This window comes from Deltaproteobacteria bacterium (genome assembly GCA_009929795.1).
Lineage (GTDB): Bacteria > Desulfobacterota > Desulfovibrionia > Desulfovibrionales > Desulfomicrobiaceae > RZZR01.
The window spans coordinates 1-18,360 of the sequence record RZZR01000049.1; the positions used below are offsets into that span (position 1 = coordinate 1).

The 18,360-nt window shown below is 57.0% G+C and carries 13 protein-coding genes; 3 read left to right on the top strand and 10 right to left on the bottom strand.

Going from position 1 to position 18,360, the window contains the following annotated elements; genetic code table 11:
• From EOM25_07195 to EOM25_07240, 10 genes are all read right to left on the bottom strand, one after another.
• On the bottom strand, window positions 1-855 hold an 855-nt coding region (locus tag EOM25_07195), incomplete at its 3' end, for an AbrB family transcriptional regulator (protein ID NCC24970.1).
• A gap of 108 nt (window positions 856-963) precedes the next feature.
• Window positions 964-2,691: an aminodeoxychorismate synthase, component I gene (locus tag EOM25_07200; GenBank protein NCC24971.1), complete on the bottom strand. Its 1,728-nt coding sequence runs from the start codon at window positions 2,689-2,691 to the stop codon at window positions 964-966.
• A gap of 157 nt (window positions 2,692-2,848) precedes the next feature.
• Window positions 2,849-3,340 carry a hypothetical protein gene (locus EOM25_07205; GenBank protein NCC24972.1) on the bottom strand — a complete coding sequence of 164 codons (492 nt, stop codon included), beginning with the start codon at window positions 3,338-3,340 and terminating at the stop codon, window positions 2,849-2,851.
• Window positions 3,341-3,377: 37 nt separating this feature from the next.
• The gene (locus EOM25_07210; GenBank protein ID NCC24973.1) at window positions 3,378-4,670 is read right to left on the bottom strand and encodes a dihydroorotase; all 1,293 of its coding nucleotides are present in this window, start codon (window positions 4,668-4,670) and stop codon (window positions 3,378-3,380) included.
• The gene (locus tag EOM25_07215; protein ID NCC24974.1) at window positions 4,657-5,622 is read right to left on the bottom strand and encodes an aspartate carbamoyltransferase catalytic subunit; all 966 of its coding nucleotides are present in this window, start codon (window positions 5,620-5,622) and stop codon (window positions 4,657-4,659) included. Before EOM25_07215 ends, EOM25_07210 begins: the two co-directional genes overlap by 14 nt.
• Window positions 5,615-6,346, bottom strand: coding sequence for a tetratricopeptide repeat protein (locus EOM25_07220; protein ID NCC24975.1), 732 nt, complete (start codon window positions 6,344-6,346; stop codon window positions 5,615-5,617). The genes EOM25_07215 and EOM25_07220 overlap by 8 nt, the downstream gene beginning before the upstream one ends.
• 113 nt (window positions 6,347-6,459) lie before the next feature.
• Entirely contained in the window at window positions 6,460-8,889 is a 2,430-nt protein-coding gene (gene gyrA / locus EOM25_07225; GenBank protein NCC24976.1) for a DNA gyrase subunit A, read from the bottom strand.
• Window positions 8,890-8,983: 94 nt separating this feature from the next.
• Entirely contained in the window at window positions 8,984-11,404 is a 2,421-nt protein-coding gene (gyrB, locus tag EOM25_07230; GenBank protein NCC24977.1) for a DNA topoisomerase (ATP-hydrolyzing) subunit B, read from the bottom strand.
• 6 nt (window positions 11,405-11,410) lie between these two features.
• On the bottom strand, window positions 11,411-12,580 hold the full coding sequence (dnaN, locus tag EOM25_07235; protein ID NCC24978.1) for a DNA polymerase III subunit beta: 1,170 nt from the start codon (window positions 12,578-12,580) through the stop codon (window positions 11,411-11,413).
• A 117-nt stretch (window positions 12,581-12,697) separates the two neighbouring features.
• Complete coding sequence (locus tag EOM25_07240; GenBank protein ID NCC24979.1) at window positions 12,698-14,011, bottom strand: AAA family ATPase; 1,314 nt, start codon at window positions 14,009-14,011, stop codon at window positions 12,698-12,700.
• 125 nt (window positions 14,012-14,136) lie between these two features.
• Between EOM25_07240 and EOM25_07245 the strand changes: the two genes are divergently transcribed.
• The 3 genes from EOM25_07245 to EOM25_07255 form a co-directional block, all read left to right on the top strand.
• Window positions 14,137-15,303: a hypothetical protein gene (locus EOM25_07245; GenBank protein NCC24980.1), complete on the top strand. Its 1,167-nt coding sequence runs from the start codon at window positions 14,137-14,139 to the stop codon at window positions 15,301-15,303.
• Window positions 15,304-15,320: 17 nt separating this feature from the next.
• Window positions 15,321-17,147 (top strand): glutamine--fructose-6-phosphate transaminase (isomerizing), encoded by a 1,827-nt coding sequence (gene glmS, locus EOM25_07250; GenBank protein NCC24981.1) that lies wholly within the window; start codon window positions 15,321-15,323, stop codon window positions 17,145-17,147.
• 45 nt (window positions 17,148-17,192) lie between these two features.
• On the top strand, window positions 17,193-18,360 hold a 1,168-nt coding region (locus EOM25_07255; protein NCC24982.1), incomplete at its 3' end, for an adenylosuccinate synthase.

Genomic DNA, 18,360 nt, shown 5'->3' on the forward strand with positions numbered 1-18,360 from the left:
GAGCATCCAGGCCACGCCTCCGCACAAAAGCATGAGAATGAAAACGGCCAGCAACAGCTGGGGCACGGCCTTCAGTGCGTAGCGCACGGTCTGGGGTGTAAAGCGCAAGCCGATGTACCAGCCCAGGGATGCATAAGCACTCCAAAGAAGCCATGGGGGTAGGGTGATAGCCATGAGCCCCAGGGAGTTCAGCACGGCCCCGAAGACCATGGGCAAAAGCAGTGCTCCGGCCGGAATGCGCCCCAGACGGCCAAGGATTACACCGCCAACCACCAAGACCATGGTCAGACCCAATGGTCCAAGGGGTGCGTCAAAGCCCGGCGACCAAGTCCGGACGGGCTCGTCGACGGCATGCCCCAAAAGCAGGCGGGCAACGCCGGACGCGGTGAGCACGACCACGAACACCCGCAGGTACTGCATGAAGGCCACCATGCGGATGTCGGCTCCGTACGACTCGGCCATGGCCGTCATGGCTGCGGCCCCGCCCGGGGAGGTGCCCCAGGCCGCGGTGTTGCCCGGTAAGGTTCCGAAACGCATGAGCCCGAGCCCCACCAGTGCCCCGAAGAAAATGACAAGGGCAATGGCCAGAAGCATCACTGGCCAACTATCGGACAAGGCGGCTAGGGTGGAGGGAGTGATGGTGACGGCCACCATGCAGCCCACCACGGCCTGGGCCCCGGCAAAGGCCCAATTGGGCACGGCCAGACCGGACCCCTGAAGGGCAAAGGCCACACCGATGAGCATGGGTCCGAGCATCATGGCCGCGGGAACCTGGGCCCATTGCAGACCGGCGGCCAACAGGGCCGAGACAAAGGTCAGGGCGACCCAAAGGCCGATTTTTCGCAGGCGAGGCATGGACTCTCCCGACGGCAAACGCCGTCATGTGATTTTCCCTGGAAATCAGATTCTCGAACAAAAACTTCCAGATATGCGGGGCTGGCATGTGGGTGAACCGCTGAAGACCTATTCTTCCGGGACCATCACCGCCGGCCACGCTCCGCGCACGGCATTGACGAGCAGTATCCGCTCGCCACACTCCAGGTCTCGGCGGCCCACGTGCGCCTCCCGCACCCTCCCCCTCTCCAAAAGCCGCTGTCGGCCGACGCCGGCAAGGAGGCCGCAGGCGCGGAACGGCGTGATCCACTCTCCACCCACACGAATCAATATGTTGGCGATGGTGGTCTCGGTGACTTCTCCCTTGCGATTGTAAAGCAAGGCATCGTGTGCTCCGAGACTCCGTGCTCGCGCTCTTTGCTCGTTCAATTCGTTACGCAGGGTGGTCTTATGAAAACAAAAAGGATCGTCCTGGTCCACGGGTCGGGTTGCCCACGCCAGACGGTACGGACGGGGTGTGACCGGAATCGGCCGAACTTCCCAAAGCCGCTCACCCTGACGGGTCAATGCCAGACGCAGGATACATGGCGAAACAAAATCACGACAATGAAGTGACAATTCCCTCTCAATGGAGGCCCGGGGAATTCGAAAACCCCAATACCGGGCCAAAGCCTCCATTCGTCGACGATGCCAAGGCCAAAGGGGCACTCCACGCGACGTAACCTTCATGGTTTCCACAAGACAGAACTCTGGCCGATCGTGATCAAGAACACGAGCCTTGAGGCGGGTTTCGGCAAACTCGGCTATATTATGCGAATCCCAGACAATGCCACTGCCAACCCCATATTCGGCCTCGCCCCGGGTTTTGTGCACGAGCACAGTCCGAATGGCGACGTTGAAATGGATCCGGCGACCAGGCCGTACGACACCCAGGGCTCCGGTATAGATCCGGCGAGGTGATACCTCCAATTGATGAATGACGGCAGCGGTTCGCACCTTGGGAGCGCCGGTGATGGAAGCCGCAGGAAAGAGGGCTCGAAACAGGGATGGGAGATCCGATTCCACCCGCCCACAGACCAGGGAGGTCATCTGCAAGAGGGTCGGGTAACGCTCCACCGAAAAAAGCCGAGGCACATGCACGCTTCCTGTCACGCATGCCCTCCCCAGGTCATTACGTACCATGTCCACGATCATTACATTTTCAGCTCTTTCCTTGGCCGAAGATTGAAGCGATGCGGCCCGTTCGTCATCCTCCTCCATGAAACGTCCTCGTCTGGCCGTGCCTTTCATTGGTTGCGACAGGATAACCCGATTCGTGCGACGGAAAAAAAGCTCGGGCGAGGCACTGCATATGGCCCAGTCCTCGGCCTCCAGATATACGGCATGAGGGGACGGTTGATTTCGAAAAAGTCGGCAAAAAAACGACCAGGGATCGGAACGAAAAACGGCGCGCAAGCGATAGGTGAAATTGACTTGGTAGGTCTCACCGGCGGCCAACAGATCCCGAATACAGTCCAAGGCTCTCCGGTATGAGGCCTCGTCAAGCTCCGGATTCCATTCAATGACGGGAAGAGGTCTGGGTTTGGGACAGGAACACGCCACCGGCTGCGGAAACAGGGCAAACCAGGCTAGCGGCCATTGTCCCGGAAAGCGCCATGGCAAGGCCTCGTCAAAGGCCGATCCGGCCTCGTAGCCGACAAAGCCCACGGCATGAAGTCCTGTGGCCTCCACAAGGGATTCAACACGGGCGAGCAGGTTTGGGACATCGGCTGGAGTCCACGCTTCATGCACGGCCTGGGGGCGGGTATACACCAATAGATCCCGGCCGCTGGCTCGGGCAAGAGCGGCCCGAATCATCCGTGGATTTTTCCTTGCCGATCAATCCGGCCGGTCATTGAAGGCGAAAAAACGAGCCGATGGAGTACCATGCAATTCTTTCCAAAAAAACAGGGCGAAATGCCACGGATTATCCATGACTTCCCGCCCGTCCGGCCGGCAGAAAGACACCGCCCGATCAATTCTTCCTGAACGTTCCGTTGAAGGATCGGCAGTCCCAGAGCTTGTAGTAGTCCTTGCCGCTCATAGTCCCGGTGTTGTTGCTGTCCGAATCGAAAACCATGGTGATGGTGTAGGACCAGTCCTTGTCGCCCTTTTCCTGCTCCATTTTTAGGGTCCGTCCGCTGATGCTGACCTTGTACCAATAGTCGAACTTGTCGTCGCTGTCTTCATACTCGTATTCGTAGGTCGTCTCGTTTTCTGGCAGATAGATGTACTGGTCCTCGCGGTCGGCCTTCTTGATCCGTTCCTCCTCACTGCCTATGGTCAGAGCGCTCTTTGTGATCCCGGTGCAGCGCTCTGATTCCTGCCAATAGGTGAATGTCCCGTAGAAGGCCGTGTTGTCCGTGGCGTTCTCATCATCGGTGCCGCACCCGGTCCCGGACACCAGTCCGGCCAGGGCTAGAAAACCGACCAAGGCCAGTCCCACAAAGCGTTCCGTCGTATTCATCTCCAACTCCCTGTCCACTCCGATGGCGGACAATTTTTCATTTCATGTCCTCGGCTTGAAGTCGAAAGATTTCCTTGCCGGCCAGGAAATGCCGGGTCACCCGGCCTTGGAGTTCCGTTCCGAGGCAGGGGGTGTTCTTGCCCTTGGATCGCATGGTCCTTTCATCCACCTTCCAGTCCAGGTCCGGATCGAAGAGAAAGAAATCGGCCGGATCGCCGGGCCTGAAACGGTTGGCCGGAAGGCCGAAGATGTCCGCAGGACGCCAGGCAAACCTGTCCATGACCGTTTCCATGTCGAGAAACCCATTTTTGACCAGACCGAGAACCAAGCTCAAGGCCGTATCCAGACCGGAAATGCCGAAGGGGGCATCGTCGAAGGTTTGTTCCTTTTCATGATCGGCATGAGGGGCGTGATCCGTGACCAGAATATCCAGAATCCCCTCGGCCAAAGCCTGACGCACAGCCAGGACATCATCCCAGGTCCGCAAAGGAGGGTTGACCTTGGCCCTGGTGTTGTAATCGCCGACCAGGGTCTCGTCCCAAAGGAGATAATGGGGACAGGTCTCGGCCGTGACCCGTACTCCTCGGCCCTTGGCCCAGGCAATGAGCTCCACGGCCTGACGGCAGCTGACGTGGGCTAGGTGGACGTGAAGGTCCAGATACTCGGCCAGGAGGATATCCCTGGCCACTTGCAGGGCTTCGGCCGTAACCGGAATTCCTGTGAGACCCAACAGACTGGAGATCCGGCCCTCGTTCATGGCCCCGCCCCGGGCCAAATCCGGATCCTCACAATGATCGATGACCGGAAGTCCCGTGTCCGATGCGTATTCCAGGGCCCGGAGAAACAGGGCGTTGTCACCCACCGGCCGACCGTCGTTGGAAAAGGCCAGACATCCGGCCTCGGCCAGTTCCATGAGCGGAGCCAGTTCCTTTCCGGCCAGACCCTTAGTCAGTGCCCCAACCGGATGGAGGAAGGGACCGTTTGGATGAGAGCGGGCGGCCTGGCTCAGCATGAATCGGGTCACCGAGGCCTGGTCGTTGACAGGCATTGTGTTGGCCATGGCCAGGACTCGGCCGATGCCTCCGGCCGCCGCCGCACCTAACCCCGAGGCGATGTCCTCCTTGTATTCCTGACCCGGCTCCCGCAGATGGACGTGAGCGTCGATCATGCTGGGCAGGAGCAGAAGTCCCGAACCGTCCACCAGTTCCACCTCCGACCCGGTTGCCACCGGATTCGGTGACAGCTCGACGATCTTACCCCCTGAAACCACGAGGTCGTGTGGCCTTCCGCCCCAAAGAACCGAACGAACGAGCATCTCAACGCCGGCCATGGCCATCTCCCTGGTTGGGTCGGGTCAACAAAAGAAAAAGGACCGCCATGCGCACACAGACTCCGGCGTAGACCTGGTCCAGGATCAGGCTCTGTCCACTGTCGGCCAGTTCGTTGTCGATCTCCACGCCGCGGTTCATGGGCCCGGGATGGAGCACCCGGACGCCCGGGTCCGCCTCGGCCAGATGGCGTGGGCCGAGGCCATAGGTCCTGGCGTACTCGCGGACATCCGGAAAGAGGCCGGCTGCCTGCCGCTCCAGCTGGAGCCTAAGACAGATAATCGCATCCACACCTTGGCAGGCCTTGTCCAGTCGGGAATGGACCTCCACCGGCCACGACTCAAGGCTCGAAGGAAGCAGGGTCCTCGGCCCGCACAGCCGGACCCTGGCCCCGAGTTTGGTCAGAAGCACGACATCGGATCTGGCCACCCGGCTGTGGGCGATATCTCCGACGATAAGTACGTTCTTGTCTTCAAAACTTTCCCAGACTCGGCTCAGGGCAAAGGCGTCCAAAAGCGCCTGGGTCGGATGGGCATGACGGCCGTCGCCCGCGTTGATGACACTGCAATCGAGTCTGGAGGCCAGAAACTGGGCGGCCCCGCTTCGAGAATGACGGATGACGATAGCGTCAGGCCTCATGGACTCCAGGGTTAGGGCCGTGTCCTTGAGGCTCTCGCCCTTGGTCAGGCTGCTCCCGGATGTGGCCAGGGAAAAGGTGTCCGCCGAAAGCCTCTTGCCGGCCACGTCAAATGAAGTCTTGGTCCGTGTGGAGGGCTCGGCGAAAAAGAGAACAACGCTCTTGCCCTTCAGAATCGGAACCTTTTTCACCGGCCGCTCGTTGATCTCCGAAAACCGTCCGGCGGTTTCCAAAACGAGGGCGATTTCGTCCCTATCCAGGGTGGTAATGTCGATCAGATCCTTGTGAGGCCAGAAGGACGGATTGCCCTCACCCATCGCCGTTCTCCTTTGCCGTCGGCCGTTGTTTCCGCATCTTTTCCGCCCTCTTCAGACAGCCGTCGACCACCAGCGGATTGGGGTGGTCCTCCAGGGCCTGAAGGCAGAGTTCCCCGGCCCGGTCTCCATCGCCGACATCAAGGGCCAAACCGGCCAGAGCGAACTTGGCCTCCGCCGCGACGGTCGCTCTGGGCCCAGAAGCCGCCTCGGCCAAGGCCTCTTCGGCCTCCCTGGCCATCCCGGCGAGAATCATAACCCGGCCCAGCTCAAAGGATAAAACCTGCCGCTCGTTCGGTACCGGATTCGACCGAATGGCCGCCTCCAGGGTTGCCCGGGCACCGACAAAGTCCCGCGTCTGGAGTTGGACCGAAGCGAGGCGCCTGAAGGCCTTGATCCGGAAATCCGGCTCGGCCCGGTCCATATCCAGAATGGTCCGATAAGCCTGAACCGCCCGATCCCTGTCCTTAATCCGGACGGCCAGATCTCCAATATCCATCAAGATGACCTGCAGCCGCTGGGAATTCAGTCCGAACTCGAGACGCATGGCCTCCAGCAGGGCCACGGCCCGGGGAAAATCCTCATGAATGTCCCTGGCCATGACTACCAGTCTGTTCCATGCCCGCCACCGCTCAGTGCCTTCGGATTCAACCCGGAGGTATTCCTCGTAGCCAGCCTTTGCCTCCTGAAAGAGACCTCGTCCAAAGGCCTGGTCGGCGTGTTCCAATTCTTCCCGGGCCGGACCGTCGTGTCCGCAAGACAGAACCAGAAAGAGAACAACGAGTCCCAGGCCGATTCGGATCCACCGACCGACCCAAGCGTCCGCTATGATCCGATGACTCAGAATACCTCGTCCCCGTTCTTGTCTTCGCCCATGACCACCCGGTCAAAACAGACGACCTTCTGATCATCATCGAGTTGCACGAGCTTGACCCCTTGGGTGGCCCGTCCGACCAGGCTGACTTCGGCGATGCCGATGCGGATGATCTTGTGGCCCGAGGTCAGGAGAATGACCTCGTCCTCACTGTCGACCATCATGGCCCCGACCACCCTTCCAGTCCTGGGGGTGACCCGCATGTTGATGATGCCCTTTCCACCTCGGGACTGACCGCGATATTGTTCCAGATGGGTCCGCTTGCCCAGCCCGTGCTCGGCGATGGTCAGCAATTCCTTCTTCCCCGACTCAGTGACCACGACCCCGGTGACGACCTCGTCTCCCGGGCGAAGGGTAATGCCCTTGACCCCGGAGGCCGACCGCCCGGTATCCCGGATCTCCCCACTCCGAAAACGGATCGAATACCCCTCCCGGGTGACCAGGATGACCTCGTCGTCCTCACCTGTCTCCCGCACGGCCAAGAGTTCGTCCTCCTCGCGCAGACCCACGGCGATCAGCCCACTGCTGCGTATGTTCCGATACAGGTTCATGGCAGATTTTTTGACCATTCCTTTCTTGGTCACGAACAGGAAGGATTTCTCCTCGCTCATGTCCCGTTGACTGAGAATGGTGGCCACGTACTCGTCCTGCTCCAGGGGCAGGATATTAGCGATGTGCGTGCCCTTGGCTATTCGGCTGCCTTCGGGAATCTGATGGGCCTTGGTCTGATACGTCCGGCCCCGGCTGGTGAAGAAGTAGAGATACTGGTGATTGGAGGAGATGATGATGCTGGTGATAAAATCCTTGTCCGAGACGTTCACCCCGGCCTTGCCCTTGCCGCCTTTTTTCTGCTGTTGATAGATGTCCAGCGAGGCCCGCTTGATATAGCCCTGCCTGGACATGGTGATGACCACCTCGTCGTCGGGAATGATGTCCTCAATGTCGATGCTCCCCGGATCGTGGTCGAGAAGCAGAGAGCGTCTCGGGGTTGCGAAGGACCTCTTGAGTTCCTCGAGTTCACCTTGGATGACCGATTTGAGGACTTCCTGATTCTCGATGACACTTTTGAGATACTCAATGCGCTTAAGGAGTTCCTTGTACTCTTCCAGGAGTTTTTCGCGCTCCAGGCCGGTCAGTCTCTGCAGGCGCATATCCAGGATGGCCTGGCTCTGGATGTCGCTCAGACCGAAACGCTCAGTCAACCGGGCCTTGGCCTCGGCCGGCCCAGCCGATGAGCGGATAATGGACACGACCTCATCTATGTTGTCCAGAGCCACCCTTAGGCCTTCGAGAATATGGGCCCTGTGTTCGGCCTTGGCCAATTCGAAGCGGGAACGCCTGACAATGACCTCCTTGCGGAAGGCGATGAAATGCTCAAGTATCTCCTTGAGATTCAGAAGTTTGGGTCTATTGTTGACCACGGCCATCATGTTGATTCCGAAACTGGTCTGAAGCTGGGTGTACTTGTAGAGCTGATTGACCAGGACGGCCGAGTTCACACCCCGTTTGAGATCCATGACGATCCGGATGCCGTTGCGGTCCGACTCGTCCCGCAAATCTGAAATGCCCTCGAGTCGCTGCTCATTGACCAGGGCGGCGATCTTTTCCACCAGCACAGACTTGTTCACGGCATAGGGAATCTCGTTGACAATGATGGACTCCTGGCCGTTTTTGCGTTCTTTGACTTCCAGGCGGGACCTGATCATGACATTGCCCCGACCGGTCTCGTAGGCGTCCCTGATTCCCCGGCGGTTGAACAGAAAGGCCCCGGTGGGGAAGTCGGGCCCCTGGACAAGGGCCATCAATTCACGAATCGAGGCCTCGGGACGATTCAGGAGGAGCAGGGTCGCATCGACCACCTCTCCCAGGTTGTGAGGCGGAATGTTCGTGGCCATTCCCACTGCGATGCCCGAGGAGCCGTTGACTAGGAGATTGGGCACCTTGGTCGGCAGGACCGAGGGTTCCTGGAGGGTGTTGTCGTAATTAGGCCGAAATTGGACCGTATCCTTGTCGATATCCTCCAAAAAATTGGTGGTCAGACGGGACATGCGGGCCTCGGTGTACCGCATGGCCGCGGCAGAGTCACCGTCGATGGAGCCAAAGTTTCCCTGGCCATCAATGAGTGGGTCGCGCATGTTGAAATTCTGGGCCAAGCGAACCAACGCGTCATAGACCGCGGAATCTCCGTGGGGATGATACTTGCCGATAACGTCGCCCACCACCCTGGCCGACTTCTTGTAAGGCCGGTTATAGGTGTTCCCGAGATCGTGCATGGCGTACAGAATCCGCCTGTGGACGGGTTTGAGACCATCGCGGACGTCAGGTATGGCCCGACCGACAATGACGCTCAGGGCATACTCGAGATACGATTTTTTGAGCTCTTGCTCTATGTTGATAAAACTTTTCTGATCTTTTTGTTCTTTTTCTTCGGGGGTGTTCACTCTTTCCTCGCTTGCATCTCTCTTCCAGGCAGTGCCGACAAAAACTTCCCTAGATGTCCAGATCTCTGACGGTCAGGGCGTTTCTCTCGATGAAATCACGCCTGGGCTCGACCTTATCTCCCATGAGTCTTGAAAAAAGTTCGTCGGCTTCCTCGGCATCTTCGATGGTCACCTTGTACAGGGCCCGGTTTTCCGGATTCATGGTCGTTTCCCAGAGCTGTTCCGGATTCATCTCACCAAGACCCTTGTAGCGTTGAATACCAACCCCTTTTTGAGCCTCTTCCAGGGACCGGTCCAGAATGAAGAGCGCATCACCTGCACCGAGTTCAACCCCTTTGCTCTCCAATGTGTAGACAAGATCGGGGCATGATTCCCGCAAGGTATCCACGACACCGTAGGCGGCCCGGTAGAGGCGGGTATTGAAAAATTCTACGCCTATTTTGGTTTGACGGGCGTTGGCGTCCTCGATGACCGCATAATGACGAATGTCCTTTTCCAACACTTCGCGGCTGTCGTCATCGTCTTCATCCTTTTCTTCCAGGACGTGCAGGGAATACCCCTTCTCCCGGACATATTCGAGGAGTTCCGGGCTTGTTCCCTCGATCAAGCCTTCAGCCGTTATCCGCTCCGGGCAGGCGACCATGACCATGAAGAGATGTTCAGGAATACCAATATTGGCGGCCTCGTTCATTTTTTCCCGTAACCCTGAGACAGCCCACAAAAAATCCTCCATGGATTTTCCATGAAGTTCGTTTCCGCTGGAGGTTCTGACGGTCACTTCTGAGCTGACCCGTTCGATGAGAAAGGCGTTCAGGCCAGACTCGTCTTTGATGTATCGTTCGAAATTTCCCTTGTGGACCCGGTACAGGGGAGGCTCGGCGATGTAGAGATAGCCCTTGTCCACAAGTTCCTCGTACTGGCGGAAAAAGAACGTCAAAAGCAGGGTTCGGATATGGGCCCCGTCCACATCGGCGTCGGTCATGATGACTACCTTGTGATAGCGGAGCTTTTCCAAATTGATCCCGTCCTCGCCGATGCCGATACCCATGGCAGTGATCAGGTTCTTGATCTCCTTGTTCTTGAGCATCTTGTCGAAACGGGTCTTTTCGACGTTCAAAATCTTGCCCCGCAAAGGGAGAATGGCTTGAAACCTTGGATTTCGGCCCTGTTTGGCCGAACCTCCGGCCGAATCGCCCTCGACGATGAAAATTTCACTTTCCTCTGGGCTCTTGCTCTGACAATCGGCAAGCTTCCCAGGTAGGGAATGATCTCCCAGTGCCCCTTTGCGTCGAACGAGATCCTTGGCCCGCCTGGCGGCTTCCCTGGCCCTGGAGGCGTCCACGACCTTTTCGACAATCAGCTTGGCGTCCTTGGGATTCTCCTCGAAAAAAGTCATCAACCTCTCATAGACGATACCGTTGACGTACCCGGAAACCTCGCTATTCCCGAGCTTGGTCTTGGTCTGCCCCTCGAACTGGGGGTTGGAAAGCTTGACGCTGACGACCACTGTCATGCCCTCGCGGACATCGTCCCCGGACAGCTTGCACTTGAGCTTCTTTGGCAGATCGGCGTTGGCCAGATATGTGTTTATAGCCCGGGTCAAAGCCATGCGGAAGCCCATGAGATGGGTGCCGCCCTCCCGAGTCCGGATATTGTTGGCAAAGGAGTAGACCGTTTCTTTATACCCGGTGTTGTATTGCATGGCAAAGTCGATGACCACGTCGTCCACAGTCCCGCTCCCGGATACAATGGGATGGATGCCGTCGATGCCATTCAGTTGCTGGACAAAGGAGACGATGCCTCCATCGTGAAGATAGGTCTCGCGAGCCTGGTTCCGCTCGTCAAAGAACTCGATCTTCAGACCGGGGTTGAGATAGGCCAGTTCATTGAATCGTTTGGCTAAGATGTCGAACGAAAAAGTGATGTCCGGAAAAATCAGTTCGTCAGGCCGGAAACGAATCCGTGTGCCCGTATTCTCGCTCGTTCCTATCTTTTCAACATCGGCCAACGGGATGCCCCGTTCGTAGCGCTGATGATACTTTCCGCCTTGGCGGTTGACCACAACCTCCAGATACTCGGATAGGGCGTTGACCACGGATACACCCACCCCGTGCAACCCACCCGACACCTTGTAGCTCGAACTGTCGAATTTCCCTCCGGCATTGAGCATGGTCATGACCACTTCCAGGGCCGAACGCTGTTCATCCTCATGGATGTCCACAGGTATGCCCCGACCGTTGTCGGTCACGGTCACGCTGTTGTCGAGATGGATGCTGACCTTGATATGGTCGCAATACCCGGCCAAGGCCTCGTCGATACAGTTGTCAACCACCTCGTAAATCAGGTGATGGAGTCCGGCCTGATCGGTGCCCCCGATATACATGGCCGGCCGTTTACGAGGATGTTCGAGGCCCTTGAGGACGGTAATGCTTTCTGCCGTATAGGCGTTCGGATTCTTTTCGACGGTCATGCTTTTCTATATCTCCCGGGTTTCGGCTTCTTCGGTGTAGTAGGTGTCAGTGGTGATCTCCACGGGCATAGAGATCACCGTGTAGTTCTCGTCGGTGTCAATTCCCCTTATCCTGCAAGGGGATCTGGACCCGGTGAATTCCAGAACCAGGGCCTCCGAATCGAAGTGAGTAATGACCTCCATCAGACTGGCGTTCATGAAGGCGATACTGTCCAGTTCCCCGCTATAGGAAATTTCCAGAATTTCCCTGGCATCGCCCACATCCTGGCCCTGGGTCGTCAGCACCAATGCCTTCGAGGACAGACTCATGAGAATCGAAGAATAATTTTCGGTATTGAATACCGAAAGCCTGTCCAAAGAATCAAAAAAATCTGCTGCGTTGACCTCCATCCTGGATGTGAACTGGCCCTCGAACCGATTGAGGAAGGATTTATAGTCCGGATACGTGTGGAGCTTCAGGGGAAAACTGAGCATTTCCTGGCCGTCGGCAGACCGAAGAAACACTCGTTTGGCCGTCATACTCAATTCAACCTCGTCGAAGGTCGTCCATCTCCGTATTTCGCTCATGGCCTTCTTGGGGATGAGCATTCCTTCCTCCGACAGGACGTTGAACAAATCCTGATTCTGGAATCTGAACAGGGCGAACTGATGGCCATTCATGGCACAGACATCTATCCATCCGTTCTCGTCCTTACCGAGGCGCAGGCAATTGTACTCGTTATCGCTTTCGTCGTCGAGGAGACAAAAAGCCGTTCTGTCAATAAGGGTTCTAAGAAAATTGCCCTCAAGGAGAACGGTTCGTTCTTCGGGAAAGTCGTGAAAATTTTGAAACCATCCTGCATCGTAGGTAGGCAGACGATATTTTTTTCGTCCCTGTTCGATGATGCAGGTTTCACCATCCTTTTCGGTGTGCAGAAGAATTTCACCGCCCTTGTGCTTGCGTACAAGTTCGCAGAACTTTTTGGCGTTCAGGCCGATGAGACCGGCCTCATGAACAACGGCCGGATAGGAGCCTGTAAATTCTGTAGAAGCGTCCGTGGACATGACGACGATCCGATCCGCCTCGGTCTTGATCCAGAGAGAGCGGAGATAGGCTGCTCCGGTCTTGGCTGGGGTGATGGACATGGCTTTTTGTAGGCCCTCAATGACGTCTTCTTTGAGTATTGAAAATTTCATAGTTTTCCTCGTCGTAAGAATAATAGTGGTTCGTTTGTTCAAAAATATTTTATCTGCTCGTTTTTATAATTTTTTTTTCGAACAACTCTGGAAACGATTAAGGAACCGATGAACCGATCATTTTTTGAAAATCGGTTGTTTTGAACCTTGGACACATTCGTTGGAAAGTCTTCTTAGCGTTTGTTTCGTTTTTGGGTCATCATTTTGGATCTGTTTGATTTTTTGGAGGTTGTGGATGACCGTGCTGTGGTCACGGCCTCCAAAAACCTTGCCGATTTCAGCATAGGAAAGCCCCAGATGCTCGCGGCAGAGAAACATGGCCGCTTGTCGGGCAAAGACGATTTCCCGCTTTCTGGAGGAGGAGGCTAAGTCCTGGATCCGCAGGTCCAAATGTGTGGACACGGTTTTGAGGATCGAGTCTACTGTCACATGCGGTGATGGGTGGTCACGGGTCGAGTCGAGGATGTTGTGGAAATCGTGGTCACTCATGTCTCTCCGAACTAGTCCGGTGAAGGCCTTGATTTTTAAAAGCATCCCGCGCAGGGACCGGAAGGATTCGCATTGCATGGCAAGGGTCAGTATCTGCTGGCGGGCCAGCTTGATGCGGTGCTGGGCGACGAATTCTCCGGCCGCTCGTATCCTGATGTCCAGATCAGGTTCCTTCAGGGCAACGACCAGACCGGATTCGATGCGGCTTTTGAGTTCCAGTCGGGTATGCTTCAGGGTGGAGACGGGCCGATCCAGACAGAAGACCATTTGCCGGTCGTCGGATTGGAAGAAGTCGAAGATTCGGATCAGTTCGGCCTGCAGGAAGTCATCTTCCTCGACCTCGTGAAAGTTGTCCAGAACCACGGCTTGAAAGCCATCCATGAAGGATTGGAAGTGTCCTGAACTGGACTGGAATTTTTGGTTCAGGGATCGGGACAGATCGTCACCGGTGGTGGCCAGAATGGATTCTTGGGCCATGCGGTCGGCCATGCGATTGGCCATGGCCATGGCCAGATGAGTCTTACCCGTGCCGGATGGCCCGCAGACGACAAAGGGATTGAATCCGGTTTCCTCGCCTTCGGCGATCTTTTGTGCCGAGGTCATTGGGAAAAAGTTTTTTTTATTGACCAGGAATTTCTCAAAGGTGTTTGTGGATCCAAAGGGAAAGCGGTCCGTGGACGGAGGGCAAAGAGGAGAGGGAAAAGGCCGGAAGGCCGACGCATTTTGAATGTGGACGACTGTATTGCGGCCTTGTACGCTTGAAAATTCCTCCTTGAGGGCTTCGAGAAAAAAATCGGGAATGGATGCCGAAAAGTAGCGGTGTGGGCAGGAGATGGTCACCTCTTGACCATCGAAACTGATGGTCAGGGGATCGAGAAACGAGCGGACCATGTCCTCGTCGAAGCGGGAGACCAGCATGTTTCTGAGTTGGGTTTGGATCACGGCAGAAAGATGGGTTGGGATGTCTCGATCGAATCCAGGCCGGTATCGACATTGGCATTTGCTGATCGAAGGGTTATCGGGTAAGCCGACAAGATTCGAAATTCTGGAAAGGAGAGGGTACGCCGATGGGTAAAGGAATTCACAGGACCATCGCTGAAATAAACGAAAAAATCAAAAAAGGCGTGGCAGTCGTCCTGAACGCTCGGGACATGGCCAGACTAGTCAGGGAACAGGGCAAGGTCAAGGCGGCGGAACATGTTGACATCGTGACCACCGGGACCTTCTCCCCCATGTGCTCGTCCGGCCTGCTCTTTAATATCGGCCAGAAACCACCGACCATAAAAGCTGGAAAAGTCTGGCTGAACGGGGTTCCGGCCTACGGGGGCCTTGCCGCGGTGGACGCCTATCTCGGGGCCACGGAACCGTCCGAGGACGATCCATTGAACAAGGTCTTCCCCGGAGCTTTCAAGTATGGGGGAGGCCACGTCATCGAGGATCTCGTCCAGGGACGAAAGATCTTTCTCAAGGCCTGGGGCTATGGGACCGACTGCTATCCGCGCAAGAGCCTGGAACGGGACATTACCCTGGCCGAACTGCGGTCCGCGGTTCTTCTTAATCCCAGAAACGCCTACCAGAATTACAATTGCGCCGTGAACAAGAGCGATAAGCTCAAGTACACCTACATGGGGCCTCTCAGGCCCAGGATGGGCAACGCCAATTTCGCCACAGCAGGAGAGTTGAGTCCCCTGTTCAACGATCCTTTTTTCAGGACTATCGGTCTGGGGACCAGAATATTTCTCGGCGGAGGCATCGGGTATGTTCTCGGCTCCGGTACCCAGCACGATCCGAGGCCCAAGCGCAATGCCCGCGGTATTCCCCTGTCTGGTTCCGGGACCCTGATGGTCAAGGGCGATCTGAAGGGTATGAACCCCAGGTACCTGCGCGGGGTCAGTTTGGTGGGCTACGGCGTATCCCTGGCCGTTGGCCTGGGCATCCCCATCCCGATCCTGGACGAAGACATGGCTTGGTTCACCGGCGTGAGCGACGAGGATATCGAGATGCCGGTCATCGATTACGGGAACGACTACCAATTGGGCAACGCCAAGCCCTTGGCCCATGTCACCTTTGCCGCTTTAAAGTCAGGAAGCATCGAGGTCGAAAACAAAAATGTTCCCGCGGTGCCGGTCACCAGTCATTCCATATCCCTGGAAATCGCCGATTCCCTCAAATCATGGATCGACCAGGGGCAATTTCTCCTGACCGAGGCTCAGGAGCCCATTGAATCGTATTGATCCGGAGGACATGAAATATGTGCGGGATCATTGGATATGTCGGTCATAGACCGGCCGTGCCTGTTATTTTGCAGGGTCTGAGAAGGCTCGAGTATCGAGGATACGACTCGGCCGGGGTGGCCTATATGGACGGTCAGGAGCTGAGAGTTGTCAGGAGTCCGGGAAAGCTGTCTGCCCTTGAGCAAAGGCTTTCAACAGTGAATTTCATGAACTCGACCTGCGCCATTGGTCACACCCGCTGGGCCACTCATGGACTGCCCACGGAGAAGAACGCCCATCCCCACATGGATCAGATGTCCCGTATGGCCCTGGTCCACAACGGCATCATCGAGAATTACCTTGAGATCAGGGACCGTCTCCAAGGACTGGGACTGACCTTTGACTCGGAAACGGACACCGAGGTTCTGGCCAAGCTCATCGGGCACGAACTGGATGCCACGGGATCCATTCCTCATGCTATTTCCCGGGCCTTGAAGCAGGTGGAGGGGGCGTATGCCTTTGCCTTGATCTGCAACGAGGAAACTCCGACCATCTGGGCGGCCAGAAAATCGAGCCCCTTGCTTTTCGGGGCCGGAACCGGGGAGAATTTCGTGGCATCAGACATCCCGGCCTTTCTCCAATACACTCGAGAGGTCGTCTTTCTTGAGGACGGAGAACTGGTCCAACTGACGGACCATGACTGGAAGGTCTTTGACAGCCGAACCTTGAAGCCGGTAGCCAAACAGACCAGCCGCATCGAATGGGAGGTCCAGGCTGCGGAAAAGGGCGGTTTCAGGCATTTCATGCTCAAGGAGATCTTCGAGCAGCCCCAGGTCATCCGCGACTGCCTCAGGGGGCGGGTCCGACGAAACGGTCGGGTCACGGCCGAATTGAGGGAACTCAAGGACTGGCCCGTACCGAGCCGACTGCATATCGTCGCATGTGGAACCTCCTATCACGCCGGTCTGTGGGCCAAGTACCTCATGGAGGAATGGGCCCGGATCCCCGTGGACGTCGAGATCGCCTCTGAATTCCGCTATCGGCCCCATGTATTTCTCAAGGGCGACGCCATCCTGGCCATCAGCCAATCCGGAGAAACGGCCGACACCCTGGCCGGAATGCGGATCGCCAAGGAATGTAACGTTCCGGTCATGGGACTGTGCAATGTTGTCGGATCCTCGGTCTTCAGAGAGTCGGACCTGGTCATCACCACCCAGGCAGGTCCGGAGATCAGCGTGGCCTCCACCAAGGCCATGTGTAGCCAACAGGTTTTGCTTCTTCTCATGGCCCTGTATTGGGGTGGGAGAAGGGGAATCGTTCCCCAGGATACCCTTCTGACAATTCTCGACGGCTTGACCTCTCTGCCGGAAATGTTGGACGAGGCCTTGCCCGGAATGAGGGAGAGGGCCTCCGAACTGGCCCGTGAATACGCCTTTGCCTCCAGTTGCTTCTATCTCGGTCGGGGACGAAATTTTCCCTTGGCCATGGAAGGGGCCCTGAAGCTGAAAGAAATTTCCTACATCCACGCCGAAGGCTACGCGGCCGGCGAGATGAAGCATGGGCCCATCGCCCTGATCGAGCCTGATTTCCCGACCTTCGCCATCGTCACCGAGGACGACTTGATGTCCAAGATGATGTCCAACCTCCAGGAAGTCAGGGCCAGGGATGGGAGGATCGTCATTCTGACCGACAGCCCGAAGGAACTCGAGGCCGATCATGTCTGGAGAATTCCCCGGGCCGAGGGGCCGCTGAAGAATTTCTTCGTCCTTCCGGCCCTGCAGTTGTTCGCCTATGAAATGGCCGTGTATCTGGGACAGGATGTGGACCAGCCCAGAAACCTGGCCAAGAGCGTGACCGTTGAATGACCGGCATTCGGTCGTTTTTTTCCTGAAGCATTGGAGCACTCATTCATGAAACATACAGTGGTATTCGGTTCACAGTGGGGAGACGAGGGCAAGGGCAAGATCGTGGACATCCTTACGGCCGAGACCGAGGTCGTTGCCCGGTTTCAGGGCGGAAACAACGCCGGGCACACCCTGGTGGTGGACGGCAAGACCTTTGTCCTCCATCTCATTCCCTCGGGAATTCTCCATGAGAATAAGATCTGTCTCATCGGCAACGGCGTGGTTCTGGACCCCGAGGTTTTCTGCCGGGAGATCGACGGACTGGCCGGCCATGGCATCGTCGTCACTCCTGAACGGCTCAAGATCAGTTTCAAGACCCACATCATCATGCCCTACCACAGGCTTTTGGATACCGTCCGGGAAGGGGCCAAGTCGGGCAAAGACAAGATAGGGACCACCGGGCGGGGAATAGGCCCATGCTACGAGGACAAAATGGCCCGCATCGGCATCAGGGCCGGTGACTTCGTCGACCCTTCCTTATTGCGGTCCAAGATCGTCAAGGCCCTGGTGGAGAAAAACGCCCTGTTCACCGGACTCTACGGGCAGAAGGCTCTGGACGCCGAGGAAGTCTTCGCCGAGGTCAAGCCTTGGGCCGAACGGGTGGCTCTGTACCTGGATGATGTTTCCGGAGTGGTGACAAAGGCCACGGAAAAGGGTCATTCTATCTTGTTCGAGGGGGCCCAGGGCATTCATCTAGACATCGATCACGGAACCTACCCGTTCGTGACTTCGTCCAGCACCGTGGTAGGCAATGCCGCCTCCGGCCTTGGGGTTCATCCCGGGATGCTGAAACGGGTCGTGGCCGTGGTCAAGGCCTACACCACCAGGGTCGGGAGCGGTCCTTTTCCCACGGAGCTTGACGACAGAGACGGAGAGCACCTTCAGAGCAAGGGGGCCGAGTTCGGGGCCACCACCGGCCGCAAGCGGCGGTGCGGATGGCTGGACGCCGTGGTCCTCAGGGAATCGGTGCGACTCAACGGCCCCACCGAGATCGCCCTGACCAAGCTCGATGTCCTCGGAGGGCTGTCCGAACTCAATATCTGCACGTCCTACAGGTACAAGGGCGGTCAAACCCTGTTTCCGCCCCAATACGAAAACGCCCTGTTCGACGTGGAGCCGGTCTACGAGATCATGCCCGGGTGGAACGACGATATAAGCGGATGCCGAACCTGGA

Excerpts from the sequence above, each read along its gene's own strand:
- EOM25_07200 (NCC24971.1), bottom strand. The coding sequence starts at position 2,691 with ATGATTCGGGCCGCTCTTGCCCGAGCCAGCGGCCGGGATCTATTGGTG.
- EOM25_07205 (NCC24972.1), bottom strand. The coding sequence starts at position 3,340 with ATGAATACGACGGAACGCTTTGTGGGACTGGCCTTGGTCGGTTTTCTA.
- EOM25_07210 (NCC24973.1), bottom strand. The coding sequence starts at position 4,670 with ATGGCCGGCGTTGAGATGCTCGTTCGTTCGGTTCTTTGGGGCGGAAGG.
- EOM25_07215 (NCC24974.1), bottom strand. The coding sequence starts at position 5,622 with ATGGGTGAGGGCAATCCGTCCTTCTGGCCTCACAAGGATCTGATCGAC.
- gyrB (NCC24977.1), bottom strand. The coding sequence starts at position 11,404 with ATGACCGTCGAAAAGAATCCGAACGCCTATACGGCAGAAAGCATTACC.
- dnaN (NCC24978.1), bottom strand. The coding sequence starts at position 12,580 with ATGAAATTTTCAATACTCAAAGAAGACGTCATTGAGGGCCTACAAAAA.
- EOM25_07245 (NCC24980.1), top strand. The coding sequence starts at position 14,137 with ATGGGTAAAGGAATTCACAGGACCATCGCTGAAATAAACGAAAAAATC.
- glmS (NCC24981.1), top strand. The coding sequence starts at position 15,321 with ATGTGCGGGATCATTGGATATGTCGGTCATAGACCGGCCGTGCCTGTT.